We start from the raw sequence: 25,110 nt of genomic DNA, 5'->3' as shown, positions 1-25,110 counted from the left end.
GATGATGACCGCGCGCATATCGACCATCGTCTTCGGCGAAGTCCTCGTCGAGGAAGGAACGGCCGGGCACGCGGTGGGCGGCGCCCCGTTCAACGTGGCGCGCCACCTGGCCGCCTTCATGGCGCCGCCCTTGATGATCACGCGCATCGGCGACGACCGCAACGGCGCGGCCGTGCGCGCCGAGTTCGAGCGCTTCGTGATCCCGGAATCGGGCCTGCAGGTCGACCCGATGGAAGAGACCGGCCGCGCCGTCGCCGAGCGCCAGGGCGCGGCGCACCGCTTCACCTTGCTGCCGCGCCAGGCCTACGATTTCATCGACCCGCAGAAAGCCGCCGCGAGCATCGCCGGCGCTGGCCATGACTTCCTTTATTTCGGCACGCTGGCCCTGCGCGAGGAACGTTCGCGCCTGGCGCTGGCGGCCGTGCTGGAAAACACGCAGGCCAAGCGCTTCCTCGACCTCAACCTGCGGCCCGGACAGGCAACCGAGCCCATCGTCACGAAGGCGCTGACGGCGGCCGACGTCGTCAAGGTCAACGAAGAGGAGTTACAGGCGCTGTTCCAGTGGTATTTCCAGATCGGCCCGGACGATGCGGCGCTGTCGACGGAAGAAGTGCACGCGGCCTGCCGTGCGCTGATGGACCGTTTTTCGCTGGAGGCGCTGATCGTCACGCTGGGCCACCGCGGTTCCGTGTACTTCGGCGCCGACGGCGGCTACATCGCCACCCGCGACAACCCGGTGCCGCCGTTCGTGATCGACACGACCGGCGCCGGCGACGCGTTTTCCGCCATCTTCATGCTGGGCCGCGCGCGCGGCTGGCCGCTGGAGCTGATCCTGTCGCGCGCCAACGAATTCGCCGGCGCGATCTGTGCCGTCACGGGCGCCGTGCCGGGCGACATCGGCTTCTACGACAAGTGGGTCGCGCGCTGGCGCCAGCCTGTCTGACGTGCGCGTTTTGCCGGCATTTGGTGGGCACGGGGTGCCCACCCTACGTTACGGATTCATCCCGCCCGCGATTGCATGCGTTACCGGTTCGCCGTAGGGCGGGCACCCCGTGCCCGCGATTGCGTGCGTACCACCGCCGCATTATTCGCCCATCTGGGACTGCAGGTAATTCTGGATGCCCACCTTGACGATGAGGTCGAGCTGGGTTTCCAGCCACTCGATGTGTTCCTCGGTGTCTTCGAGAATCTCCAGCAGCAGGTCGCGCGACACATAGTCGTGCGCGATCTCGGCGGCGGCGATGCCTTCCTTGACCGTGACCTGGGCCGCGCGTTCCAGCTTGAGGTCGCATTCGAGCATTTCCTGCGTCGATTCGCCGATCAGCAGCTTGTGCAGGGCCTGCAGGTTGGGCAGGCCGTCCAGCATCAGGATGCGGTCGATCAGCCGGTCGGCGTGTTTCATCTCGCCGATCGATTCATCGTATTCCTTCTTGCCCAGCTTCGCGAAGCCCCAGTGCCGGTACATGCGCGCATGCAGGAAGTACTGGTTGACGGCCGTGAGTTCGTTGGTCAGCTGCGCGTTGAGCAGCCGGATGATGTTGGGATCGCCCTTCATGATTGCCTTTGCGTGCGGTTGTTGTCTCGGCATCATAGCAAACCGCGCGGCAGGCGGGCAGATGGCGACGGCGTGGCGCGCAGGCCGCCGCCGTCCCGGTGAAATCAGATGGCGGCCAGCGCCAGCCCGCCTACCGCCAGCAGCGACATCGTACCGATCACGATGCCGACCGTGCGGCGCCGGTTGGTGAGCGTCCACAGCACGACGCCGGACAGCGACAGCAGGATGATGGAGCCGGCCAGCGTGTCCACGAGCAGGATCCAGGCAGTGCTCATGCCAACGCCCTTGTGCAGGTTGACGAGGGTGCCGAAGACATTGTTTTCGGCGCGCTTGACGGTGACATAGCTGTTGCCGACCCAGTATTCAGCCTGAACATTGCCGGATGGCGAAGTAAAGCTGGCGCTCCAGCGCGCCGGCTGGATCAGGGATTTGTCGCCCCAGGCGACGGCACGGGCGGCCTCGGCCTTGACGCGTCCGGGTTCCGGTTCCAGCCGTAATGAGCGCTTGAGCCAGACGGCCAGCGCCTGCGGACTGCCCGGTGCCGGACTCGGCAGGGGAACCTGGACCGTGGACTCCTGCGCCTGGACGGCGGGAATCCTGAGCACGGCGCGGTGGTTGAGGAGAATGCCGGTGCTGCCGAACAGCAGCCCGAGCACGGCGCCCCAGAGACCGATCCAACCGTGCGTCCTGCGCAGCCATTTCACGATGAGTGCTCGGCGCGAAGGCTGCGGAGGAGGTTGGACCGTAAAGGGCGCTCTTGGTGGACGGAACGGGATTACGGGCATAGGAGTGAAATCTGGGCGCGTCGGAAGTCACATATTACCAAGACCGGCCCGCGCGTGGACAGGCGCACGCACGGATTGGGCGTAGCAATATTGACGCCTTGTCTGCCTGTTATCACCCGCCGGGGCGGCGGGCCGGATCAGGCCGCAAGCCCGTCGTGCGGGGTGCGGCGCAGTTCGGTGACGACCGTCTTGCTTTCCAGGTGCTCGTGCATCACTTCGCGCGCATAGCTGACGCATTTGCCGCAGCAGGTGCCGACGCCGAGTTCCTTGTACAGGTCGGCCATCGAGGTCAGGCCGAGGTCGACGGCCTGGCGGATTTCGCGGTCGGAGATGTTATTGCAGACGCAGACGATCATGGACGGTTCCGTGGTGGGAGCATCACAGGCCATTGTTGTTTGGTCTATAATGCGAATCATTCTCATTACCCTTCGTATTCTGCGCAAATTAAATCCGGATTGCAAGCGTTTTTGTTGCGCCGTTGCGTTAAAACGATGTCGAGTGAGCAGAAGTGGACAAACCGCAAATAGAAATAATTCGCATTTAGGTTTATGATGTACCCATCCGTTAAAGCAGCGCACCACCACCGGGAAGCGACACCATGACTCTTGCACCCACCCTGACCACGCTCGACAGCCTCAAGGCCGGCCAGAGCGGCACCGTGATCCACCTCGCGCCGAACGCGCTCGGCAGCCGCGACGGCGGCATCGACGTGTCGCGCCGCCTGATGGAGCTGGGCTTCGTGCCGGGCGAGCGCATCCGCATGCTCAAGCGCGGCCTGCCCGGCGGTCCGCTGGCGGTCAAGGTCGGCCAGTCGACGTTCGCCCTGCGCCGCTTCGACGCGGCGCTGGTCTCGATCCAGCCGGAGTGACGGAACCGACATGGGAGCAGTAGAACAGCAGGTCCAGGCGGCCGCAAAAACGCCGCTCGTCGCCCTGCTGGGTAATCCGAACTGCGGCAAGACGGCCCTGTTCAACCGCCTGACCGGCGCGCGCCAGAAGGTCGCGAACTATGCCGGCGTCACCATCGAGCGCAAGGAAGGCAGCTTCATGCTGCCGGGCGGCCGGCCGCTGCGCGTGCTCGACCTGCCGGGCGCCTACAGCCTCGCCGCCCACACGCCGGACGAAGCGATCACGCGCGACGTCGTCGCCGGCCTGCGCGCCGGCGAGCAGACGCCGGATGCGGTCGTCTGCGTCGTCAACGCGACCAACCTGCGCCTGAACCTGCGCCTCGTGCTCGAGATCAAGCGCCTCGGCCTGCCGATGGTGCTGGCGCTGAACATGGTCGACGTCGCGAAGAAACGCGGCATCGAGATCGACACGGCACGCCTGGCGCGGGAACTCGGCATGCCCGTCATCGAGACCGTGGCCGTGCAGGCCGGCGGCGAGAAGGGCCTGCTCAAGGCGCTCGAAGCGATGCCGTTCGATACGCAAGCGAAGCCGAATCCGCTGTCCGCCATCGACGCCGTCCCGGTCGAGGAGACGCAGCGCGAGGTGCGCCGCATCATCGACGCGACGGTCAGCTTCGACAAGGACACGGGCAACCTGAGCGAGCAGATCGACCACGTCGTGCTGCACCCGGTGATCGGCCCGATCATCCTGGCGGCCACGATGTTCCTGATTTTCCAGGCCGTGTTCAGCTGGGCCAACGTGCCCATGGACCTGATCAAGAACGGCGTCGACGCGCTCGGCCACTGGGTCGGCGCGGCGCTGCCGGACGGCCCGCTGCGCGGCCTCGTCGTCGACGGCGTGTTCGGCGGCGCGGGCAGCGTCCTCGTGTACCTGCCGCAGATCCTGATCCTGTTCTTCTTCATCCTCGTGCTCGAGGATTGCGGCTACCTGCCGCGCGCCGCGTTCCTGCTCGACCGCATGATGGGCGGCGTGGGCCTGTCGGGCCGCGCGTTCATCCCGCTGCTGTCGTCGTTCGCCTGCGCGATCCCGGGTGTGATGGCCGCGCGCACGATCCAGAACCCGCGCGACCGCCTCGTGACGATCATGATCGCGCCGCTGATGACGTGTTCCGCGCGCCTGCCCGTGTACGCCCTCGTGATCGCCGCGTTCATCCCCGCCCGCGAACTGGGCGGCGGCATCAATTTGCAAGGCCTCGTGCTGTTCGTGCTGTACGCGGCTGGCATCTTCAGCGCGATGGGCGTCGCGTACTTCTTCAAGCGCACCGTCGGCGCCAGGGGCCACCAGCCGCTGATGCTGGAACTGCCCGCCTACCACTGGCCGCACCTGCACAATCTCGCGCTGGGCCTGTGGGAGCGCGCGCGCATCTTCATCACGCGCGTCGGCACCGTGATCCTCACCCTGATGATCCTCGTCTGGTTCCTGTCCAGCTTCCCGGGCGCACCGGAAGGCGCGACGCATCCGCCGATCTACTACAGCATCGCCGGCATACTGGGCCGCGCATTGGCCGTCGTGTTCGAGCCGATCGGCTTCGGCTGGCAGATCTGCATCGCGCTCGTGCCGGGCATGGCGGCGCGCGAAGTGGCCGTCGGCGCGCTCGGCACGGTGTACGCGCTGTCGACGACGGGCGACGACGTGGCCGGTTCGCTGGCCCCGATCATCGCCGCCTCGTGGACCCTGCCGACGGCGCTGTCGCTGCTCGCGTGGTACGTGTTTGCGCCGCAGTGCCTGTCGACCCTGTCCGTCGTGCGCCGCGAGACGGGCAGCATGCGTTATGCACTGCTGATGGCCGGCTACATGTTCGCACTCGCGTACACGGCCTCGTTCCTGACCTTCCACATCGCACGCGCCGTGCTGGGGAGCTGATCGTGATTCAGTACCTGATCGTCGGACTCATCGTCGCGCTGGCCGCGCTGTATGCGGCAGCGAAATACCTGCCGAAGACGTGGCGCGAGAAGCTCGTCTACAAGCTGTCGGGCGGCACCGGCAAGGGCCGGATCGTGAAGTGGCTCGGTACGGATTCGAGTTGCGGCAGCGAGTGCGATTCGTGCGGCACCTGCGAGACGACGCCATTGCCGGAGACGGATGCGAAGGGCCGCAAGGTCATCCAGGTCCACGTGCAGCGCTAAAACACCGTCGCCCCCGCGCAGGCGGGGGCCCAATTTTGCATGCATTTCGGTACGCTCAAAACTCGGGTTCCCGCCTGCGCGGGAACGACGGTTTTCAGGTCGCCGGTTTCCAATCCACGCCCACCATCTCCATCAAGCGCTTCGCATCGAACGGCGCCCTGACCTTGATGTCGTTGTCGAAGTAGCAGTACACATCCCCCTTCTTCGCCCACGCGCGGATGCGCGCGGCCCAGCGCGCGAGGGACGCGTCGTCGTAGCCGCTCGCGTACAGCTCGTGCTCGCCGTGCAGGCGGACGTAGACGAAGTCCGCCGTCACCTCATCGAAATCCGGCCACTTGCCGGCCGTATCGGCCACCACCACCGCCACGCCGTACTTGCGCAGCAGCGCGATGAAGGCGGGATCGCGGAAGCTCTCGTGGCGGACTTCGACGGCGTGGCGCAGCGGGCGCACGGCGTCGATGTCCAGCAGCGCACGGCCCGCGACCTTGTCGTCGTGGCCGCGCGCGATATCGAGCGCATGGCCCGTGTCGTGCGGGAGCAGGCCGAGAAAATGTTCGACCTTGCCGGCGTCGAAGCGCAGCTGCGGCGGGAGCTGCCACAGGATGGGGCCGAGCTTGTCGCGCAGCGCGAACACGCCCGACGCGAGCACGTTGGCGAGCGGCGTCTCGATGCCGCGCAGTTTGAGCATGTGGGTGAGGAAGCGGTTGCCCTTCACGGCGAACACGAAGCCGGGCGGCGTCGCGTCATGCCATGCCGCGTAGCTGGCGGGGCGCTGCAGCGCGTAGAAGGAACCGTTGATTTCGATGGTGGGCAGGAAGCGCGACGCGTAATCCAGCTCGCGCGCCTGCGCGAGGCCGGGCGGATAAAACACGCCGCGCCATGGTGCGTAGCGCCAGCCCGAGATGCCGATGTAGATTGCGCCCATGCCGGCAGTCTAGGCCGGGCCCTGGTCCCGATCCGTGCGCTGGCGAACGGTGATCGTTCAGCCGGGGCGGATGCGCTGTGAACCGCGGCGGCGCCACAGGCCAATGCCGCCCACGCCGGCCAGCAGCATCATCCACGCCGGTGCTTCGGGCACGGCCGGCACCGATTCCGTCCCGCCCAGCGCCGACGTCATGGTCAGCACCGTGGCGTCCGTCCAGTACAGGTGATGTTCCGAGCCGGCATACGGATTGAACTCGTAGTCGTAGGCCAGCTGTCCCGTCGTGACGAGGTGGCCGCCGCCATATAAGCCTTCCGGATCGCTGGACGTCTCGCTCACGCTGAACGCCAGGCCGCTCTCCGCGGAGAAGGTGAAGCTGTCGGCGTCGCAGTGGTAGTACGCGTTGCTGCTCGCGGCGCACGCGACATAGTCTTTCGTGTCGACCAGCAGTGACGTCAGTTCGGCGCGTTGGAGGACGCCGTCGCCGTTGGCGTCGACGCCCGTGAACGAACCGTCGATGCGCATCCCGGGCAGGAACGCGGCCGCTTCCTGGTCGTAGAAGCCGGTGTAGCTGAAGGCCCAGTGGCTGGTCTGGGCGTGAGCGAGCGTACTTGCCAGCAGCAGGGCGGCGGCGGAAACGATGGACTTCATGACAGGACCTCGGGAATCGGCAGCGATGAGCGTGCTGACAGCCTACCGTGCCGTCCGCGAAAGTCCTAAGGATTTAACATGTGTGTCGCCGGCCAGCCACAATGCATGACCCGGCCGGCGCCGCACCGCTTACTTCGCCGCCCGCACCACCGGCAGTTCGATCGCGCTCTCCAGCCCCGGCGCGTGGTAGACGCGCTGCGTCGCCTTGCGATAATCGCCCGGCTTGGCGTAGAAGATGTTCGGCACGAAGGTCTGCGGATTGCGGTCGTACAGCGGGAACCAGCTGGACTGGATCTGCACCATGATGCGGTGGCCCGGCAGGAACACGTGGTCGACGTTGGGCAGGGCGAAGCGGTAGCGCTCGGCCTTGTTGGCGGGGATCGCGGCCGGCTTGTCCAGACCCTGGTAGTAGCGGCCGCGGAAGATGTCCATCGCGATCGGCAGCTCGTAGCCGCCCAGTTCCGGCTGTGCCGCGACTTCATCCGGGTACACGTCGATCAGCTTGACGACCCAGTCGCTGTCCGTGCCCGACGTCGACGCGAACAGGTCGACCATCGGCTGGCCGGCCAGCTGCAGCGGCGCGGTGAGCGGGGCGCTGGTGTAGGTCAGCACGTCGGTGCGGTCGGAATAGCCGCGCTGGTCGGTCACGAGCCACGGCTTCCAGACATTGGCGTCATTCATGTGCACGGGACGTGGCACGAACGGCACCGGCTTGGCCGGGTCGGACACGTATTCGTCGAATGCGGCCGTCTTGTCGGCCTTGCCCTCGGCTTTCTCGAACGCGAGGCCGAAGCCCGGCTTCAGGTACAGCGGCGTGGATGCCGGCACGAGCGGCCATTGATCGAGGCGGCGCCAGCGGTTCACACCGGTCTGGTACGACCATACGGGCGGAGTGTCGAACGCGGGCGCGCCGTCCTTGAGGTACTGGTTGAAGAACGGGAGCATGACCTCGCGGCGGAATTCCCGGGCCGTGTCGCCCGTGAATTTCAGCGCGCCCAGCGTGGAGCCGTCGTAGTTGACGCCGCTGTGGCGCCACGGGCCGACCACGAGCGAGTTCATCTTGTTCGTCTTGTCCTGCGGTTCGACGGCGGCGTAGGTCGCGTAGGCGCCGTAGATGTCTTCCTGGTCCCAGCGGCCGACGACGGTCATCGTCGGCACCTTCAACGGGCGCTTGGCGAGGATCTTGTCCAGCGCCTGTTCCTGCCAGTAGCTGTCGTAGGCCGGATGCTCGAACAGTTTTTTCGTGAAGTTCAGCTGGTCGAGGCCGAAGATATGGGCGAAGTCGGACGTGGAGCCGGCACGCAGGTAGGCCTCGTAATCGTCGTTGATGCCGGTGACGATTTTCTCGCCTTCGCCGCGCGCCGCGTTCTGGCCGGCGATGTAGGCGAGGTTCGGGTTGCGGAAGGCGCCGTTGTGGAACCAGTCGTCGCCGCGCCAGCCGTCGACCATCGGGCTCATCGGCACGGCCGCCTTCAGCGCCGGGTGCGGTTCGACGAGCGCCATCAGCACCGTAAAGCCTTCGTAGGACGAGCCGACCATGCCGACCTTGCCGTTCGACTGCGGGATGTTTTTCACCAGCCAGTCGATGGTGTCCCAGGCGTCCGTGCTGTGGTCGACCGGCGTGTTGTTCAACGGGCCGCGCACCGGGCGGGTCATCACGTAATCGCCTTCCGAACCGTATTTGCCGCGCACGTCCTGGAACACGCGGATGTAGCCGTTCTCGATGAAGGCGTCGTCGCCGTCGCCGAGGATCGAGGCGATGTGCGGGCTCTTCATGCGGCTCGCGCGGCCCGTGGCGTTATAAGGGGTGCGCGTCAGCATGATCGGCGCCTTGCCGGCCATGACGCTCTTCGGGATCACGATCACGGTGTGCAGCTTGACGCCGTCGCGCATCGGGATCATGACGTCCTGTTTGACGTAGTCGGCGTCAGGGACCGTCGCGGTGAACTTGTCGACCGGGATATCCGGCGCCATCGCCGGCGTCTGGGCGTGCGCCGCGCTGGCGAAGGCGGCGGCAAGTACGAGGGAAAGGGCGGACAGGGATGGCAGACGGTGACGCGACATTTGGATTTGTTCTCCACGGGACGGTTGAATGAGCAACCTTGGGTAAAAGTTGCAACAAAGCATAGTACCGAAGCGTGGAAAAGTCTGCAAACGCACCGGGGTCAGAGCCCGATTTTGGGCAATTTCCAAAAATCGGGCTCTGACCCCGGTGTTAGGCCGGCTTACGCTGGCAGGCGCTTGCGCCTCGCCGGTGCGGCCAGCGCATGCGCCGCGCGCGCCGTGCCACCGGCCAGTTTGAACGTGCTGACGACGGCATCCAGCTCGCGCGCCTGTTCCTGCAGCGCGGCCGCGGCGGCCGCCGCTTCCTCGACGAGGGCGGCGTTCTGCTGGGTCGCGTCGTCCATCTGCGCGATCGCCTGGTTGACTTGCGTGATGCCCAGGCTCTGTTCCTGGCTCGACGAGGCGATGTCGCGCATGAGGATTTCGGCGCGGCGCACGGACGCGACGATCGTTTCCATCGCGTGGCCGGCGCCGTCGGCCAGCGCGCTGCCGGCATCGACCTTGGCGACGGAGTCCAGGATCAGCTGGCGGATTTCCTTCGACGCCGCGGCCGAGCGCTGGGCCAGCGTGCGCACCTCGCCGGCGACGACCGCGAAGCCGCGGCCCTGTTCGCCCGCACGGGCCGCTTCCACGGCCGCGTTCAATGCGAGGATATTGGTCTGGAATGCGATGCCGTCGATGACGCCGATGATCTCGGAAATCTTGCGCGAGCTTTCCGTGATGGCGCCCATCGTGCGCACGACTTCCGCCACCACGGCGCCGCCCTTTTCGGCCGATTGCGCCGTCTCGGACACGAGGCGGTTCGCTTCGATCGCGTGTTCGGCATTGTGGCGCACGGTCGTCGTCAGTTCTTCCATCGCCGCCGCCGTTTCCTCGATGCTCGACGCCTGCGCTTCGGTGCGCGCGGACAGGTCCATGTTGCCGCGTGCGATTTCTTCGGTCGCGCCGGCGATCACGTGGCTGCTGTCGCGCACCTTGCCGATCGTGCCGCTGAGCGAGCCGACGAAGCGGTTGAACGCCTGGGCCAGCTTGCCGACTTCGTCCTCGCCGTCGGCTTCCAGACGACGGCTGAGGTCGCCTTCACCGTCGGCGATTTCACCCAGCATGCCGGCCGCGCCCATCACGGGCGCCGAGATCGCGCCGGCCACGAACCAGATCGCCGCGAGGCCGACCGCGCCGCCGACGAGGGCCGCGACGATGGCGGACACCGCCGCCGTGCGGCCGATATTGCCCAGCACTTCGGCTTCCGGCACTTCGGCGATGACGTACAGTTTCAATTCCGGCACGTACGACGATGCGACGAACTGGCGGCCGTTCGGGGCTTCATAATGTCCGGAGGCGAACACCTGCTTGTTCAGCAGCGAGCGCGCCAGTTCGGGCGTAAAGCCGGGCTGCTTGTCGAGCGTGTGGTGGCCGTCGAGCAGGCCGCGGTCGCGGTGGACCAGCAGGGTGCCGTTGTTGTTCACCAGGTAGACGTAACCGGATTTGCCCAGGCGATAGTTGCGGATGCTGTTGGCCAGCGCTTCGGCGGAGAGACCCAGGCCGGCGACCGCCAGCTTGCCGCCCGGCGTCTGCACGCGCGCGTCGATGAACAGCATGTAGACGCCCGAGGTGGCATCCTTGTCCAGGTTGAGCGTGTAGGGTGCGCCGCTGTCGAGGAATTTCTTGAACCACGCATCCTTGTCGGACGTTTTGTCGATCGTGCGGTCCAGCCCCTTTTCGGTGAAGTATTTCGACGTGCCGTCCGACGCCCAGAGCACGGTGGCCGCATGGTTGGCCTCGTACAGGCGCTTGGCCTGCGCGGTCCACGCGGCAAGGCCGTCGTCCGGGTTGCCTGCATCTTCCCACGCCTGCAGGAACGTGTTGTTCGCCAGCGTCTGCGACATCGCCGCGGGTTCCGCGATCTGGCGCTGGATGTCGTTGCGGATGGCGCTGACCTGGGCCGGCAATTCGCTGTCGACGACGCGTTCGCGCATCTGCGCACTGGTCATACTGATCGACAGCGTGGACGAGATGGCGATGAATACGAGCAGACAGACACCCATGCTGAGCATGAGCTTGGCGCGTATGGTGAGATGGCGGAATGTCATGGCAGGGGAATTGTTTTATGGAAAGGTAGATTGAGTTTAATCATGAAAACATGGAATGACGTTTGTAATTGATGGTTTTCGTCAAAATTTGTCTCCGGACGCAGCATCTCTACAACGTTCTTTTATAGTCTTGGAAATGCTCGGCGATCTAATGTCACCGGCGATATATCGGGTATCTTTCGGCGAATATGGCAAATTTGGCGACGGTGTCGTTGTCACTTTGCTTCTGGTCAGCACGCAACAATGCTAAGCTAGGGCCTTTGTCACGCTCGTAAACGCCCATGATCGTCGTCCATCACCTGAATAATTCGCGCTCCCAGCGCATCCTGTGGCTGCTGGAGGAACTGGGTCTGGAATACGAGATCAAAAAATACCAGCGCGATCCGAAGACGATGCTGGCGCCGCCCGAGCTGCGCGCCGTGCACCCGCTCGGCAAGTCGCCGGTGATCCAGGACGGCGACGCGATCGTGGCGGAATCGGGCGCGATCATCGAGTACCTCGTCGGCCGTTACGGCACGGCGCTCGCGCCGGCGCCGGGCACGCCGGGGCGCCTGCACTACACGTATTTCCTGCATTACGCGGAAGGATCGGCGATGCCGCCGCTGCTGCTGAAACTCGTGTTCGACCGCGTCGGGAACGGCCCCGCGCCGTTCTTCGTGCGCCCGATCGCGCGCGCCATCGCGAACAAGGTCAAGGACAGCTTCGTGCTGCCGCAGATCCGCCAGCACCTGGCGTTCGCGGAAGGGGAACTGGGCAAGCGCACGTGGTTCGCCGGCGACGATTTTTCCGCCGCCGACATCCAGATGAGCTTCCCGCTGGAAGCGGCGGCCGCGCGCGGCGGGCTGGATGGGCAGTACCCGAACCTCGTCGCCTTCCTCGACAAGATCCACGCCCGGCCGGCCTACCGGCGCGCGCTCGAACGGGGCGGGCAATACGATTTCGTGAAGTAAGCAAGAATCAAGCACCATGGCGAAGCTGCTGGCCATCGACGGCCTGAACATCGTACGGCGCGTGTACGAGGCGAGTCCCGAACCGGACTCGGACCTCAAGGCGAGCATCGCGCTGCGCCACGCGTTCTCGTCGTTCCGCAACCTGCTCGACGCGCACGCGCCCACGCACGTGCTGGCCGCGTTCGACTACGGCGGCGCCACGTGGCGCCACGCGCTGTATCCGCGCTACCGCGAAGGCCGCGCGCCGATGCCGGGCGTGCTGCGCGAAGCGCTGCCGGAATTCCACGAGCGCCTGCGCAAGGTCGGCCTGCACGTGTTGATGCTGCCCGAGGTCGAGGCCGACGACGTGATCGGCACCGGCGTGCTGCGCTGGCTGTCGGAAGGACGCGGCGACGCCGTCGTCGCGACGACCGACAAGGACCTGCACCCCTTGATCGCGCACGGCGCGCTGGTGTGGGATCATTTCAAGGGCGAGTGGCACGACGACGCGTGGGTGCGCAACAAATTCGGCGTCGCGCCGGAACGCCTGCACGACCTGCTGGCGCTGATGGGCGACCCGACGGACGGCGTGCCGGGCGTGTCGAAGATCGGCATGAAGACGGCCGCGCGCCTGCTCAACGCCTACGGCGACCTGGACGCCGTCATGGCGGGCGCCGGCATCCTCAAGACGCCGCTGGGCGAGAGGCTGCGCGCGGAACGCGAGATCCTGGAGGTGTCGCGCAAGCTCGTGCAGCTGAAGACCGACGTGCGCCTGGGCGTCACGTGGAACATGCTGGCGTACGAGGCAGATTAACGAGAAAGGAATCCGATGCTCAAGGCGATCATCGTGGACGGCAGCGCCGTCGCGCGCGGCCTGCTCAACACCGTGCTCACCGACGGCGGCTACGACGTCGCCGGCCAGGCCCACACGGCGGCGGCCGGGTTTGCGCTCGCGCTCAAGCACCCGCCGCACATCTTCTGCATCGCGCGCGAGCAGTTCGAGGACGGGCAGGAAGCCGTCGACCGGTTGCGCACGCAGTTCCCGAAAACGCTGATCTTCATGGTGTCCGGCACGCTCGACGCGCCCGCCATCCAGGCCGCGCTCGCGGGCGGCGTGCACGGGTTCATCGTCAAGCCGTTCAAGGCGGATACGGTGCTGCGCACGATACGCAATACCGTCATTTCCATCGTCAAGAAACACCGGGGCGAATGAGCGCCGTGCGCGCTAGGTGTGAAGTTGCAAGAGGTTGTTTCGGTTGGTTGAGAGCCTGGACATCGGTGCTTTGCCGCCGATGCCTTGGTGCGGGCGATGCCAGTTGTAGTGATGGATCCAGTCGCGCAGCATGTTGGCGCGCTCGCTTGAGGTCTTGTAGACGAAGCCGTAAGCCCATTCACGCAGCGCTGACTGGATGAAGCGCTCGGCCTTGCCGTTGGTCTGTGGCCGGTAGGGCTTGGTAAAGCGATGCTTCAGTTCCAGGCCTGCGCAAATCCGGCCAAAGCTCTTTGCCCGGAAAGGTGAGCCGTTATCGGTCAGTAGACGTTTGGGCCTGACCCCCAGCGAGCAGTAATACGCGTGGGCGTTGGCCAGGAAGCGACAGGCGCTTTCCTGCGATTCGTCAGGATACAGCTCGGTGTACGCGATACGCGCATGGTCATCGACTGCCACGAACAGCACTTCCCATCCGGCACCACGGCTGCGATCACGCCGGTCGCCGGTGGCGCGATGTCCGGTCTTTTCGATACGCCCAAGTTTCTTCGTGTCGATATGGATAAGATCACCCGGCTTTTCATGTTCATAACGCTGCACCGGCTCGGCCGGCTCCAGATCGGACAGTCGCGCCAGCCCAGCGCGCGCCAACACCCGGCTCACGGTCGCTTTCGATAGCGCCAGATACTCGGCGATGCGTGCCTGCGTCAACCGTTTCTTGCGCAGTTCGACGATCGTCAGCGCCTTCGATTCGTCGATGGCACGTGGGCTGTGATTCGGACGCGATGAACGATCGGTCAATCCAGCCTTGCCTTCAGCCAGAAACCGTCCCACCCACTTGCGCACAGTCGGGGCGCTGACGCCGTATAGCTGCGCCACGTGACAGGCCGGCAGGCGGGCCTTGAGGACGTCTTGGACCATTTCGACTCGACGAACGAAGGTCAATCGGGCATTCTTATGGATGTTCATTCGGTTGGCTTCCTTGAGAACTGGGGGTTTGGCGATTTCCAGTTTCTCAATTCCAATCCGAATGAACAACCTATTGAAACATCACAGCTAGGCAGCAACCTTGTTTGCTGCCAGGTCCCAGCCGCCGACCGTACTGCCCCGTACGCCGCCGGCGATGCCCTGCTGGGTGTATGCCCATTTGATTTTCGAGTATTTCAGGCTGACGTGCTCGCTCAGCATCGCGCCGGCGACGAGCGAAGGGGCGACCCCGCCGATCAGCACATTCTCGAGTTGTATTTCGAAGTACTTGATCGGCTTGCCGTCGCCGTCGGCGCGCATGAATTCGAATTTGGCTTTGGGGAGAGTCTTCCCCATCGCACACGTTTGCAGCAGGATGGGGGATGCCAGATCGGTCAGCTTCCCGAACACGATGTCCTTCAGCTCCGCCCGCTCCGCAGTGTGCCCGCCGGCGGTCGATCCGGTGGCGCTGCGCGGCTGCAGGACTGACCAGTGCACTTCAGTGCATTCAATCCAACCCGGGTGTGCCGAGTCTTGCGACTCGCCCTTGATTCCTTCGATTTGCAAGTAGACGTCGATAGCCATGTCGATTCCTCCGCAGCGATATTCGGACCCTTGTCCGCCAGCGGCGATTATTCGGACTTTCCAGATCGGGCCGCTTGTTGAGGCGCAACGAACCGGCGACGCGTTCGGTTTAGATTGGAAATCTTGACATGCGGACCTGGAGACGCCGATGACCAAACATGCACATGCAACCGCTACGCCCGCCGCAAATACCGGGATGAAGATGAGTCCCGACGCGCGTGCGCGGATGCGTCGGCGTGAGAGAGATGTATTTAATTACTATGATGACATGGGCCCAGGTAAAGGAAACTGTACGTGGGGACCAGGCATCCTCGCCCACAAAGGCGCGTGCACAAAAGAAGAGTTGGCGCGACCGGTCAGCGAAGCCGCTGTGGAGGCCGAGTTTTCGCGCAGGGTAGCTGAAGCCGAAGCCGGCGTCATAAGCCATGTGCGCAAGCAAAAGCTCCTACAAGATCAATTCGACGCACTGGTGAGCCTGACCTATAACGCTGGAGCCCGCGGTGCTCGACACGTTTATACCCTGGTTGACACCGGGCGCCCGGCCGAAGCCGCCGCTAGCATTCGATCGCTGACATCGACGCATGTGAACGGCAAAAAAGTACTGGCACGCGGTTTGATTTCACGTCGGGCGGAAGAGAGCGCTCCGTTCCAGGCAGCCGCTAAAACGGCCGCACTGGCCAAAAAATAAACGAAGGAGCCGGAAGATGAGCCTGCCCGATGAGTGTATCTCCAGGGGACTGCTGACCGTGACCACCATGCTAGCGCTGGTCGCGCATCCGGCCCAGGCGAAACAGCCCGAAAAGGATGCCGATATTCTCGGTACGTGGAAACTGACCAAGGTACTCGATTCGGCCGACGTAGCGTCGCTGACTGACCCGCAGGCCGCTGCGCTGGTCGGCAAAATCATGGTCGTGCGACGCGACAGCGTCATGTTCGATGGAGAACCCTGCCGTGAGCCGGAGTTGACGCGCCATCGCGAGGACGCAGCGAAGTACATGCGTGAGGGCTATCACGCGCGGGTCGGCTATCTCGGATTACCCGACACCATCACGGTCATCGACCTTGACTGCACTGAAGCATTCCTGAAAAGCAAAGGAAAGATTGTGGTGTTCTGGCAAGGCTACTTCTTTGACGCAATAAAGCAGCCGCCGGCAAAACGCTGACGTTAGCGCCTCGTCGCCTTGCTGGCGCCGCGCCAAAGCGTTTCAGTGGCTTACGCCGCCTCTTTCGCCGCCGCCAGCAACCCCATCTCTTCGGAACCGAGCAGCTTGTCGATATCGAGCATGATCAGCATGCGCTCGCCCACGGTGGCCAGGCCGCGCAGGTAGTCGCCCGACACGGTGGCGCCGAGGTCCGGCGCCGGCTTGATCTGGTCCGGCGTGAGCGTGACGACGTCGGAGACGCTGTCCACCACCATGCCGATCGTGTGCTTGTTGATGTTCAGGACGATCACGACGGTGAACGCGTCGTAGGTCGCCGCGCCCACGTTGAACTTGATGCGCATGTCGACGACCGGCACGATGATGCCGCGCAGGTTGACGACGCCCTTCAGGTAGTCGGGCGCGCTGGCGATGCGCGTGACGGCGTCGTAGCCGCGGATTTCCTGGACCTTGAGGATGCTGATCGCATATTCCTCGCTGCCCAGGCGGAACGACAGCACTTCGGTCGCGTTGTTGTCGATGTCTTCAGCCATGGTAATTCCTCGAATAAGCATGCCACAAATTTTCCATGCAGCAATATACAGGAAGGTTACGACATTTTTGTGTCCGATACGATGGACAAATACTAATCCCGCACAAAAATGCCGTGGCTGCGTGCAGAACGCAACAATCAGATGGCGGTGGCCGTATCGATGATGCCGCCGCCCAGGCACACGTCGCCGTCGTACAGCACGGCCGACTGGCCCGGCGTCACCGCCCATTGCGGATCGGTGAAATCCAGCGTGAAGCGGTCCGGGCCCTCGGGCGCGACCGTGCAGGGCACGTCGGCCTGGCGGTAGCGGGTCTTGGCCGACAGGGCGCGCGGTTCTGGCGCCACGCCCGCGATCCAGCTGGCCTGGCCGGCGCCCAGGCTGTCCGACAACAGCCACGGGTGGTCGTGGCCCTGCACGATGTACAGGGTGTTGGTGGCGATGTCCTTGCGCGCCACGAACCACGGCTCGCTCGTGCCGTCCGCGTTCTTGTGCGATTTCAGGCCGCCGATGCCGATGCCCTTGCGCTGGCCCAGCGTGTAGAACGACAGGCCGACGTGCTCGCCCACCGTCTGGCCGTTGTCCAGCTTCATCGGGCCCGGCTTGTGCTGCAGGTAGCGGCCGAGGAATTCGCGGAACGGGCGCTCGCCGATGAAGCAGATGCCGGTCGAATCCTTTTTCGCCGCGTTGGGCAGGTTCAGCTTTTCCGCGATCTTGCGCACTTCGGTCTTGGCGATTTCGCCCAGCGGGAACAGCGATTTCGACAACTGCGCCTGGTTCAGGCGGTGCAGGAAGTAGCTCTGGTCCTTGGTCGCATCGAAGGCCTTGAGCAGCTCGAATTTGTTCGTGGTGCCGTTGTGGCGCACGCGCGCGTAATGGCCGGTCGCGATCAGGTCGGCGCCCAGCTTCATCGCGTGGTCGAGGAAGGCCTTGAACTTGATCTCGGCGTTGCACAGCACGTCCGGATTCGGCGTGCGGCCGGCCTGGTATTCGCGCAGGAATTCCGCGAACACGCGATCCTTGTATTCGGCGGCGAAGTTGACCGCCTCGATGTCCACGCCGACGACGTCGGCCACGCTGGCCGCGTCGATCCAGTCCTGGCGCGTGGAACAGTATTCGGAATCGTCGTCGTCTTCCCAGTTCTTCATGAACAGGCCGACGACTTCATAGCCCTGTTCTTTCAGCATCCAGGCCGCGACCGAGGAGTCGACGCCGCCCGACATCCCGATCACGACTTTCTTTTTACTCATTTCAGGTTACGTCCGGTTTGATGGTGAGTCCGTTTTCGAAGACCGAGTGGTCCGTGTACAACAGGTCGAGCTGCGTGCGCTTGCCCGCCAGGTAATCGTCCACGCACTTCAGCACGATGGGGCTGCGGTGGCGCTCGCTGCACGCGGCCAGTTCGTCGCGCGTCAGCCACAGCGTACGCAGGATGCCGTGGTCGAGCGCCTGGTCGAACTGCCTGCCCGCCTTGCCGCAGAAGGTGAAGCGCAGATACGTGACGTCATGCCCGCGCGATTTCGAGTGGTAGCGCGACAGATACATGCCGACGAGGGCTTCCGGGATGAATTCGTGCGCCGTCTCTTCCATCGCCTCGCGGATCACCGCCTGTTCGAGCGATTCGTACGGGTCGAGGTGGCCGGCAGGCTGGTTCAGGCGGATGCCGTCGCTGGTTTCCTCTTCGATCAGCAGAAAGCGGCCATCGCGCTCGATGATCGCGGCGACGGTGACTGACGGTCTGAAGGTATGGGTCATGCGCGTCCTTGTAGTGAGCCGACATTCTACCTTGATGGAACGTGCGTTGCTCGGGCGCACGCTGCGGTGCAACAGTTCCGGACAAGTTTGAATATTGATATGAAACAAAAATCTTGTGGATTCGTCTAGGTTCTCGCGGGCCATGCCACGAGAATTGCCGATCTGTTGACGAAAAACCACTCATCTGTATTGATCGGGGGCATTACATGCTAGATTGTGGACAGTTTATCAATTATACGGAGGCATTATGAGAATTGGTGTGCCGGCCGAATCGAGGCCGGGCGAGACACGTGTCGCAGCGACCCCCGAAACCGTCAAGAAGCTGGCTGCCCAGCACGAAGTGATCGTGCAATCGGGCGCCGGCGTCCATGCTTCCGTGATCGATGACGCCTACGTTGCCGCCGGCGCCCGCATCGGGACCGCGCAGGAAGCCTTCGGGGCCGATCTCGTCCTGAAGGTGCGCAGCCCGGATGCCGGGGAGCGCGCGCAGATGACACCGGGCGCCGCCCTCGTCGGCATGCTGAACCCGTTCGACGCCGACAACCTGGCCGCGCTGGCGCAGCAGCGCCTGACCGCGTTTGCGCTGGAAGCGGCGCCGCGCATCACGCGCGCCCAGTCGATGGACGTGCTGTCGTCCCAGGCCAACATCGCCGGCTACAAGGCCGTGCTCATGGCGGCGAACGCCTACCAACGCTTCATGCCGATGCTGATGACGGCCGCCGGCACCGTGAAAGCGGCGCGCGTGCTGATCATGGGCGTCGGCGTCGCCGGCCTGCAGGCCATCGCGACCGCCAAGCGCCTGGGCGCCGTCATCGAAGCGTCCGACGTGCGTCCGCCCGTGAAGGAGCAGGTGGAATCGCTGGGCGCCAAGTTCATCGACGTGCCGTTGCTCACCGACGAGGAGCGCGAGATCGCGAAAGGCGCGGGCGGCTACGCGCGTCCGATGCCGGCCGACTGGATGCGGCGCCAGGCGGAACTCGTGCACGAGCGCGCGAAGCTCGCGGACATCGTCATCACGACGGCGCTGATCCCCGGCCGCAAGGCGCCCGTGCTGATCGCGGAAGAGACGGTACGCGCCATGAAACCGGGCTCCGTGATCGTCGACATGGCCATCGAGCAGGGCGGCAACTGCCCGCTGACGGAGCTCGGCAAGACGGTGATCAAGCACGGCGTGACGATCATCGGCGAGCCGAACCTCCCGGCGCTCGTCGCGGCCGACGCGTCGGCCCTGTACGCGCGCAACGTGCTGGATTTTCTGAAACTCGTGATCGACAAGGACGGGAAGCTCGTCATCGACCGCGAGGACGAGATCGTGCGCGCGACGCTGGTCGCCATCGACGGCGACGTGTTACGTAAATAAGGGAGAGGCCGTCATGGAAATCAGCCATACCATCATCAACCTGATCATCTTCGTGCTGGCGATCTACGTCGGCTACCACGTCGTGTGGACCGTCACGCCCGCGCTGCACACGCCGCTGATGGCGGTGACCAACGCCGTCTCGGCCATCATCATCGTCGGCGCCATGCTGGCGGCCGGCCTGACGGAAGGCCTGACCGGACAAATCGCCGGGACCATCGCCGTGGCGCTGGCCGCCGTGAACGTGTTCGGCGGCTTCCTCGTCACGCAGCGCATGCTGGAGATGTTCAAGAAAAAGGAGCCGAAGGCGAAACCTGCGCCGGCCGCCAAGGATGCCGTCGGCGTTGCCAAGGAGGCCGCATGAACCTGATCAGCATGAACGTCGTGACGCTGCTGTACCTGGTGGCGTCCGTGTGCTTCATCCAGGCCTTGAAGGGCTTGTCGTCGCCCGCGTCCGCGCGCATGGGCAACGCGTTCGGCATGACGGGCATGGGCATCGCCGTCGTCACGACCATCGCCCTGATGTTCAAGCTCAAGGAGCAGATGCAGACGGGCGGCATGGGTTTTGGCCTCGTGCTGCTCGGCGTGGTCGTCGGCGGCACCATCGGCGCGATCGCGGCGCGGCGGGTCGAGATGACCAAGATGCCGGAACTGGTCGCGGCGATGCACTCGCTGATCGGCCTCGCGGCCGTGTGCATCGCCATCGCGGCCGTGTCCGAGCCGTGGGCGTTCAACATCGCCGCGCGCGGCGAAGGGCTCCCGTTCGGCAACCGCCTCGAACTGTTCATCGGCACGTTCGTCGGCGCGGTGACGTTTTCCGGTTCCGTGATCGCATTCGGCAAGCTGGCCGGCAAATATAAATTCCGCCTGTTCCAGGGCGCGCCCGTGCGCTATCCGGGCCAGCACATGATCAACCTGCTCGTGGCCATCGCCATCGTCGGCCTCGGCCTCGTGTTCTGCTTCTCGAATGGCGCGGCGCCCGCATGGACCCCATACATCGTGATGGCCGTGCTGTCGTTCGTGCTGGGCGTGCTGATCATCATCCCGATCGGCGGCGCGGACATGCCCGTCGTGGTGTCGATGCTGAACTCGTACTCGGGCTGGGCGGCGGCCGGCATCGGCTTCTCGCTGAACAACTCGATGCTGATCATCGCCGGCTCACTGGTCGGATCGAGCGGCGCGATCCTCTCGTACATCATGTGCAAGGCGATGAACCGCTCGTTCTTCAACGTGATCCTGGGCGGCTTCGGCGGCGAGGCCGCGGCGGCCGACGCGGGCGGCGCGAAGGAACAGCGCCCGGTGAAATCGGGCTCGCCGGAAGACGCGGCGTTCATCCTGCAGAACGCGGAATCCGTGATCATCGTGCCGGGCTACGGCCTCGCGGTGGCGCGCGCCCAGCACACGGTGAAGGAACTGGTCGACAAGCTCACCGCGCACGGCGTGCAGGTGCGCTACGCGATCCACCCGGTGGCGGGCCGCATGCCGGGCCACATGAACGTGCTGCTGGCCGAAGCCGAGGTGCCGTACGACCAGGTGGCGGAGATGGAAGACATCAACGGCGAGTTCGGGCAGACGGACGTCGTGCTCGTGCTGGGCGCGAACGACGTCGTGAACCCGGCGGCCAAGGACCCGAAATCGCCGATCGCGGGGATGCCGATCCTCGAGGCCTATAAAGCCAAGAGCATCATCGTCAACAAGCGGTCGATGGCGTCCGGGTATGCGGGGCTGGACAACGATCTCTTTTATCAGCCGAACACGATGATGGTGTTCGGCGATGCGAAGAAGGTGATCGAATCGATGGTGAAGGCCGTCGAATGATCGTACGCCGGTTGCACGCGTGGACGGGAAACCCGTCCGCCCAACCTGCGGCCGAACATGATCGGTAGGGTGGGCACCCTGTGCCCACGCGCGATGTTTGCGTCTCGGTGGCGTTCGCGCGGGCTCGGGGAGCCCGCCCTACCGGCGGCCGAACATGATCGGTAGGGTGGGCACCCTGTGCCCACGCGCGATGTTTGCGTTTCGGCGGCGTTCGCGCGGGCTCGGGGAGCCCGCCCTACCTGCGGCCGAACATGATCGGTAGGGTGGGCACCCTGTGCCCACGCGCGATGTTTGCGTCTCGGCGGCGTTCGCGCGGGCTCGGGGAGCCCGCCCTACCTGCGGCCGAACATGATCGGTAGGGTGGGCACCCTGTGCCCACGCGCGATGTTTGCGTCCCGGCGGCGTTCGCGCGGGCTCGGGGAGCCCGCCCTACTTGCGGCCCAACATGATCGGTAGGGTGGACGGCTCGCCGTCCACGCGTTCAACGCCGCCCGAACATCATCAACTCCGCGAGCAGCATCCGCGCCGGCCTGACGGTGTCCAGTGCCGCCAGCGCCAGCCCGAACACCGGCTGCAGCGGCCCCGTATTCGCGAACACGCGCGCCATCGCATCCGTCGTGCGGATGATCGCGCCGCGGTCGCGCGCACGTTCCTCGGCAAAGCGCGCCAGCGCATCCGCGATCCCGTGGTCGTGATCGATCCCGCGTGCCAGCAGGCGTGCCAATACGGCGGCATCGCGCAGCCCGAGATTCAAACCCTGGCCCGCGACCGGGTGCAGGGTCTGCGCCGCATTTCCGATGGCGACCGTGCGTGCCGTGAAGCGCGGGTCCGCATTCAGCCCGAGCGGAAACGCCGCCCGTGCCGCCGCGCGCACGAACGTGCCGAGACGCTCGCCGAACGCGTCGCCCAGCCGGTGCAGGAATTCGGGCTCGCCCAGGTCGAGCAACTGCTGCGCGCGTTCCGGCCGCACGCACCAGACCAGCGCATATTGATGGCCGTCGGCGCCGTCCTGCGGCAACAGCGCGAGCGGACCTTCGTCCGTAAAACGTTCGAAGGCGCGGTGCGCGATCGGCTGGCTTGCCGTGACGCGCGCGATGACGGCCGTCTGCGCGTAGTCGCGCCGCTGCGTCTTGTCCGCCTGTTCGCCGAACACGCCGCCTTCGGCCTGCACGGCCACCTGCGCATGCAGCGTGCGGCCGTCGTCCAGCGTCAGCACGACGCCGTCGCGGTCTTCATCCAGCGCCGCCACGCGCACCGGGCGCAGCACCTGCACGCCCGTGCGCTCGCAGGCGCGCGACAACGCATCGACGACGTCGCCGTAGCGGGCGACGTAGCCCAGCGCGTCGAGCCGGTGTTCGGCGCGGTCCATCATGCTGCGGCCCAGGTGGCCGCGGCGCGAGACGTGGATCTGGTGGATCGGCGTGCACGGCAACGGCCATGCGCCGACATCCTCCAGCAGCATGCGGCTGCCCCACGACAGCGCGATCGAACGCGGGTCCGAGATCGCCTGGCCCAGCGCTTTCGCATCCACGAGGGCGATGCGCCCCGGCGCGACGCCGCGGCGCGCCATCAGCGCGGCCAGCGCGAGGCCGACGGGGCCGGCGCCGCAGATGGCGACGTCGGCGGATAGAATCTCGTCAGCCATGCGCCGTCCCCACAATCGCTTCGATCTCGGCCACGGTCTTCGGCGCGGCCGCCGTCAGCAGGCGATAACCGTCCTTCGTCACGACGACGTCGTCCTCGATGCGGATGCCGATGTGCCAGAAGCGTTCCGGCACGCCCTCGGCCGGGCGCACGTAGATGCCCGGTTCCACCGTCACGACCATGCCCTCGGCGAGCTGGCGCGACGGCTTCTCGGCCTGCGTGACGTCGCGATAGGCGCCGACGTCGTGCACGTCCATGCCGAGCCAGTGGCCCGTGCCGTGCATGTAGAACGGCACGTGCGCCTTGGCGGCGATGGCGTCGTCGACGCTCGCGTGTGCCGACCTGTCGATGAGGCCCAGGTCGAGCATGCCCTGCACGAGCACGCGCAGCGCCACTTCGTGGAAGGCGCTGTACGGCCGGCCCGGCGCGATGGCGGCAAAGGCGGCGTCCTGCGCGGCCAGCACCAGTTCGTACAGTGCGCGCTGGGCATCCGTGAAGCGGCCGTTGACGGGGAACGTGCGGGTGATGTCGGACGCGTAGCCATCCAGCTCGCAGCCGGCGTCGATCAGCACGAGGTCCCCAATCTGCATGGGCCGGTCGTTGACGTTGTAGTGCAGGATGCAGGCGTTCGGACCGGAGGCGACGATGGGCGTGTAGGCCGGGAACTGGGCACCGCTCTTGCGGAAGGCGTACAGCAGTTCCGCTTCCAGCTCGTATTCGAACATGCCGGGGCGCGCCGCGCGCATCGCGCGCTCGTGCGCGCGGCCCGAGATCTCGCCGGCGCGCAGCATCAGCGCCTGTTCGTCGGCGTCCTTCACGAGCCGCATCTCGTCGAGCAGCGGCAGCAGATTGATAAACGTGTCGGGGGCCGTCGTGCCGGTGCGGGCCTGCGCGCGCACGGCCTTGATCCAGAGCGTCACCTGCGCGTCGAGCGCGGCGTTCGACGCCAGCGCGTAGTACAGCGCGGGCGCGTTCGCGAGAATGCGCGCCATGTGCGTATCCAGTTCGCCGATCGGGTACGCGTCGTCGACGCCGAAGGTCGTGCGCGCCGCTTCCGGGCCGTGGCGGTAGCCGTCCCAGATCTCGCGCTCGACGTTCTTCTCGCGGCAGAACAGGATCGAACGGGCCGGCTTGTCGCCTTGCGCGGCGACGAGGACCAGCACGGCTTCCGGTTCCGTGAAGCCGGTCAGGTAGTAAAAGGCGCTGTCGTGGCGGTAGGGGTAGTCGCTGTCGCCGTTGCGGAGAAGCTCCGGGGCGGTGTGCAGCACGGCGACGGCGCCCGGCTGCATCTGCGCGGCCAGGCGCGCGCGTCGTGCCGCGTAGTCCATCAGGCGCCCGTCCGCACGGAGCCCGGCGGCGCGTTGAGTTCTTCCAGCTGGCGCACGGTGCCCACATTGACCCAGGGGCCCGTGTAGATCTCGCCGCCGATACGACCCTGGTCAATGAACTTGCGCATTAACGGGCCGAGCCGCGAAACTTCTCCGGCCTTGATCCCGTCGAACATCTCGGGACGATAGACGCCGATGTTCGAGAAATTCCATTTCGGATCGCCATCGTTGGAGAGCGTGTACATCGTCATGCCGAAGTCGCCGTCCGGGTTGTGCCACGGGTTCGGCGTGAGGTACAGCCAGGCGATGTCGCGCTTGTCATGCGGGATCGGCTGGCCCACGGCGTCCACGTCCTTGAGCGCATCGAGGACCTGTTCGAAGTCGAAGTAGGGCGCGTAGATGTCGCCGGACAGCGCCAGGAACGGTTCGTCGCCCAGCAGGTGCAGGGCGTTGGCGATGCCGCCGGCCGTTTCCAGCGGCGCCGGTTCGTGCGAGTAGACGATGCGCGCGCCGTAGCGGCTGCCGTCGCCCAGCGCTTCCTCGATCATGTGGCCGAGGTGCGAGTGGTTGATGACGATGTCCTTGATGCCGGCGCGCACGAGGTTCAGCACGTGCCAGGTGATGAGGGGACGGCCGCGCACCTTGAGCAGGGGCTTGGGGCAGGTGTCCGTCAGCGGACGCATCCGCTCGCCGCGGCCTGCGGCGAAGATCATGGCTTTCATCGGCTGGT

General features: G+C 65.5%; 27 protein-coding genes. 12 read left to right on the top strand and 15 right to left on the bottom strand.

Annotation, left to right across the window (positions count from 1 at the left end; translation table 11 throughout):
* Position 1 precedes the first annotated feature (1 nt).
* A complete protein-coding gene (locus ACEN9Q_RS23515) occupies positions 2-943 on the top strand; it encodes a PfkB family carbohydrate kinase (protein ID WP_495626222.1) in 942 nt (313 codons plus the stop codon).
* A gap of 141 nt (positions 944-1,084) precedes the next feature.
* Here the strand turns inward: ACEN9Q_RS23515 and bfr are convergent, their stop codons facing one another.
* The 3 genes from bfr to ACEN9Q_RS23500 all read right to left on the bottom strand — a co-directional run bounded on the left by bfr (position 1,085) and on the right by ACEN9Q_RS23500 (position 2,696).
* On the bottom strand, positions 1,085-1,555 hold the full coding sequence (gene bfr / locus ACEN9Q_RS23510) for a bacterioferritin (RefSeq protein WP_322403125.1): 471 nt from the start codon (positions 1,553-1,555) through the stop codon (positions 1,085-1,087).
* Between the two features lie 104 nt (positions 1,556-1,659).
* Positions 1,660-2,259 carry a PepSY-associated TM helix domain-containing protein gene (locus ACEN9Q_RS23505; protein WP_495626221.1) on the bottom strand — a complete coding sequence of 200 codons (600 nt, stop codon included), beginning with the start codon at positions 2,257-2,259 and terminating at the stop codon, positions 1,660-1,662.
* A gap of 218 nt (positions 2,260-2,477) precedes the next feature.
* On the bottom strand, positions 2,478-2,696 hold the full coding sequence (locus tag ACEN9Q_RS23500) for a (2Fe-2S)-binding protein (RefSeq protein ID WP_056438559.1): 219 nt from the start codon (positions 2,694-2,696) through the stop codon (positions 2,478-2,480).
* A gap of 242 nt (positions 2,697-2,938) precedes the next feature.
* On the opposite strand from ACEN9Q_RS23500, the gene ACEN9Q_RS23495 reads away from it, so the two are divergent.
* The 3 genes from ACEN9Q_RS23495 to ACEN9Q_RS23485 are packed head-to-tail and all read left to right on the top strand — an operon-like array spanning position 2,939 to position 5,374.
* On the top strand, positions 2,939-3,208 hold the full coding sequence (locus ACEN9Q_RS23495; RefSeq protein WP_495626220.1) for a FeoA family protein: 270 nt from the start codon (positions 2,939-2,941) through the stop codon (positions 3,206-3,208).
* 10 nt (positions 3,209-3,218) lie between these two features.
* Positions 3,219-5,111: a ferrous iron transporter B gene (feoB, locus tag ACEN9Q_RS23490; RefSeq protein WP_495626219.1), complete on the top strand. Its 1,893-nt coding sequence runs from the start codon at positions 3,219-3,221 to the stop codon at positions 5,109-5,111.
* Between the two features lie 2 nt (positions 5,112-5,113).
* Positions 5,114-5,374 carry a DUF6587 family protein gene (locus tag ACEN9Q_RS23485; protein WP_495626218.1) on the top strand — a complete coding sequence of 87 codons (261 nt, stop codon included), beginning with the start codon at positions 5,114-5,116 and terminating at the stop codon, positions 5,372-5,374.
* Positions 5,375-5,468: 94 nt separating this feature from the next.
* Here the strand turns inward: ACEN9Q_RS23485 and ACEN9Q_RS23480 are convergent, their stop codons facing one another.
* The 4 genes from ACEN9Q_RS23480 to ACEN9Q_RS23465 form a co-directional block, all read right to left on the bottom strand.
* Positions 5,469-6,299 (bottom strand): DUF72 domain-containing protein, encoded by an 831-nt coding sequence (locus ACEN9Q_RS23480; RefSeq protein ID WP_495626217.1) that lies wholly within the window; start codon positions 6,297-6,299, stop codon positions 5,469-5,471.
* A 57-nt stretch (positions 6,300-6,356) separates the two neighbouring features.
* A complete protein-coding gene (locus ACEN9Q_RS23475; RefSeq protein ID WP_495626216.1) occupies positions 6,357-6,947 on the bottom strand; it encodes a hypothetical protein in 591 nt (196 codons plus the stop codon).
* 129 nt (positions 6,948-7,076) lie between these two features.
* Positions 7,077-9,011, bottom strand: coding sequence for a CocE/NonD family hydrolase (locus tag ACEN9Q_RS23470; protein WP_495626215.1), 1,935 nt, complete (start codon positions 9,009-9,011; stop codon positions 7,077-7,079).
* Positions 9,012-9,172: 161 nt separating this feature from the next.
* Positions 9,173-11,101 (bottom strand): methyl-accepting chemotaxis protein, encoded by a 1,929-nt coding sequence (locus ACEN9Q_RS23465; protein WP_495626214.1) that lies wholly within the window; start codon positions 11,099-11,101, stop codon positions 9,173-9,175.
* A 281-nt stretch (positions 11,102-11,382) separates the two neighbouring features.
* Here ACEN9Q_RS23465 and ACEN9Q_RS23460 point away from each other — a divergent pair, with 281 nt between their 5' ends.
* The 3 genes from ACEN9Q_RS23460 to ACEN9Q_RS23450 are packed head-to-tail and all read left to right on the top strand — an operon-like array spanning position 11,383 to position 13,243.
* Positions 11,383-12,051, top strand: a complete 669-nt coding sequence (locus tag ACEN9Q_RS23460; RefSeq protein WP_495626213.1) for a glutathione S-transferase — start codon at positions 11,383-11,385, stop codon at positions 12,049-12,051.
* A gap of 16 nt (positions 12,052-12,067) precedes the next feature.
* Positions 12,068-12,844, top strand: a complete 777-nt coding sequence (locus ACEN9Q_RS23455; protein ID WP_056438531.1) for a 5'-3' exonuclease — start codon at positions 12,068-12,070, stop codon at positions 12,842-12,844.
* A 15-nt stretch (positions 12,845-12,859) separates the two neighbouring features.
* Complete coding sequence (locus ACEN9Q_RS23450; protein WP_056438529.1) at positions 12,860-13,243, top strand: response regulator; 384 nt, start codon at positions 12,860-12,862, stop codon at positions 13,241-13,243.
* Between the two features lie 12 nt (positions 13,244-13,255).
* On the opposite strand, the gene ACEN9Q_RS23445 is transcribed toward ACEN9Q_RS23450, so the two are convergent.
* Positions 13,256-14,206 carry an IS481 family transposase gene (locus tag ACEN9Q_RS23445; RefSeq protein WP_495626212.1) on the bottom strand — a complete coding sequence of 317 codons (951 nt, stop codon included), beginning with the start codon at positions 14,204-14,206 and terminating at the stop codon, positions 13,256-13,258.
* 87 nt (positions 14,207-14,293) lie between these two features.
* Entirely contained in the window at positions 14,294-14,788 is a 495-nt protein-coding gene (locus ACEN9Q_RS23440) for an Hcp family type VI secretion system effector (protein WP_495626211.1), read from the bottom strand.
* Positions 14,789-14,936: 148 nt separating this feature from the next.
* Between ACEN9Q_RS23440 and ACEN9Q_RS23435 the strand changes: the two genes are divergently transcribed.
* A complete protein-coding gene (locus ACEN9Q_RS23435; protein WP_495626210.1) occupies positions 14,937-15,476 on the top strand; it encodes a glycoside hydrolase family protein in 540 nt (179 codons plus the stop codon).
* A gap of 16 nt (positions 15,477-15,492) precedes the next feature.
* Positions 15,493-15,951 carry a hypothetical protein gene (locus ACEN9Q_RS23430; RefSeq protein ID WP_495626209.1) on the top strand — a complete coding sequence of 153 codons (459 nt, stop codon included), beginning with the start codon at positions 15,493-15,495 and terminating at the stop codon, positions 15,949-15,951.
* 50 nt (positions 15,952-16,001) lie between these two features.
* Here ACEN9Q_RS23430 and ACEN9Q_RS23425 read toward each other — a convergent pair whose 3' ends face one another.
* The 3 genes from ACEN9Q_RS23425 to ACEN9Q_RS23415 form a co-directional block, all read right to left on the bottom strand.
* Positions 16,002-16,481 (bottom strand): chemotaxis protein CheW, encoded by a 480-nt coding sequence (locus ACEN9Q_RS23425; protein ID WP_082547796.1) that lies wholly within the window; start codon positions 16,479-16,481, stop codon positions 16,002-16,004.
* A 137-nt stretch (positions 16,482-16,618) separates the two neighbouring features.
* Positions 16,619-17,728, bottom strand: a complete 1,110-nt coding sequence (mnmA, locus tag ACEN9Q_RS23420) for a tRNA 2-thiouridine(34) synthase MnmA (protein ID WP_495626208.1) — start codon at positions 17,726-17,728, stop codon at positions 16,619-16,621.
* Between the two features lies 1 nt (position 17,729).
* Positions 17,730-18,233, bottom strand: a complete 504-nt coding sequence (locus ACEN9Q_RS23415; protein WP_056438519.1) for an NUDIX hydrolase — start codon at positions 18,231-18,233, stop codon at positions 17,730-17,732.
* 247 nt (positions 18,234-18,480) lie between these two features.
* Here ACEN9Q_RS23415 and ACEN9Q_RS23410 point away from each other — a divergent pair, with 247 nt between their 5' ends.
* The 3 genes from ACEN9Q_RS23410 to ACEN9Q_RS23400 are packed head-to-tail and all read left to right on the top strand — an operon-like array spanning position 18,481 to position 21,408.
* On the top strand, positions 18,481-19,593 hold the full coding sequence (locus ACEN9Q_RS23410; protein WP_495626207.1) for a Re/Si-specific NAD(P)(+) transhydrogenase subunit alpha: 1,113 nt from the start codon (positions 18,481-18,483) through the stop codon (positions 19,591-19,593).
* Between the two features lie 13 nt (positions 19,594-19,606).
* A complete protein-coding gene (locus tag ACEN9Q_RS23405; RefSeq protein ID WP_056438512.1) occupies positions 19,607-19,954 on the top strand; it encodes an NAD(P) transhydrogenase subunit alpha part 2 in 348 nt (115 codons plus the stop codon).
* Complete coding sequence (locus tag ACEN9Q_RS23400) at positions 19,951-21,408, top strand: NAD(P)(+) transhydrogenase (Re/Si-specific) subunit beta (protein ID WP_056438509.1); 1,458 nt, start codon at positions 19,951-19,953, stop codon at positions 21,406-21,408. Before ACEN9Q_RS23405 ends, ACEN9Q_RS23400 begins: the two co-directional genes overlap by 4 nt.
* A 481-nt stretch (positions 21,409-21,889) precedes the next feature.
* Here the strand turns inward: ACEN9Q_RS23400 and ACEN9Q_RS23395 are convergent, their stop codons facing one another.
* The 3 genes from ACEN9Q_RS23395 to murU are packed head-to-tail and all read right to left on the bottom strand — an operon-like array spanning position 21,890 to position 25,102.
* Positions 21,890-23,053 (bottom strand): FAD-dependent monooxygenase, encoded by a 1,164-nt coding sequence (locus tag ACEN9Q_RS23395; RefSeq protein WP_495626206.1) that lies wholly within the window; start codon positions 23,051-23,053, stop codon positions 21,890-21,892.
* A complete protein-coding gene (gene pepP / locus ACEN9Q_RS23390; protein WP_495626205.1) occupies positions 23,046-24,380 on the bottom strand; it encodes a Xaa-Pro aminopeptidase in 1,335 nt (444 codons plus the stop codon). Before pepP ends, ACEN9Q_RS23395 begins: the two co-directional genes overlap by 8 nt.
* Positions 24,380-25,102: an N-acetylmuramate alpha-1-phosphate uridylyltransferase MurU gene (gene murU, locus ACEN9Q_RS23385; protein WP_495626204.1), complete on the bottom strand. Its 723-nt coding sequence runs from the start codon at positions 25,100-25,102 to the stop codon at positions 24,380-24,382. Before murU ends, pepP begins: the two co-directional genes overlap by 1 nt.
* Between the last annotated feature and the right edge of the window lie 8 nt (positions 25,103-25,110).

This window comes from Massilia sp. Masssp93, from assembly GCF_059491295.1.
This window is presented reverse-complemented; position numbering and strand designations above follow the sequence as displayed.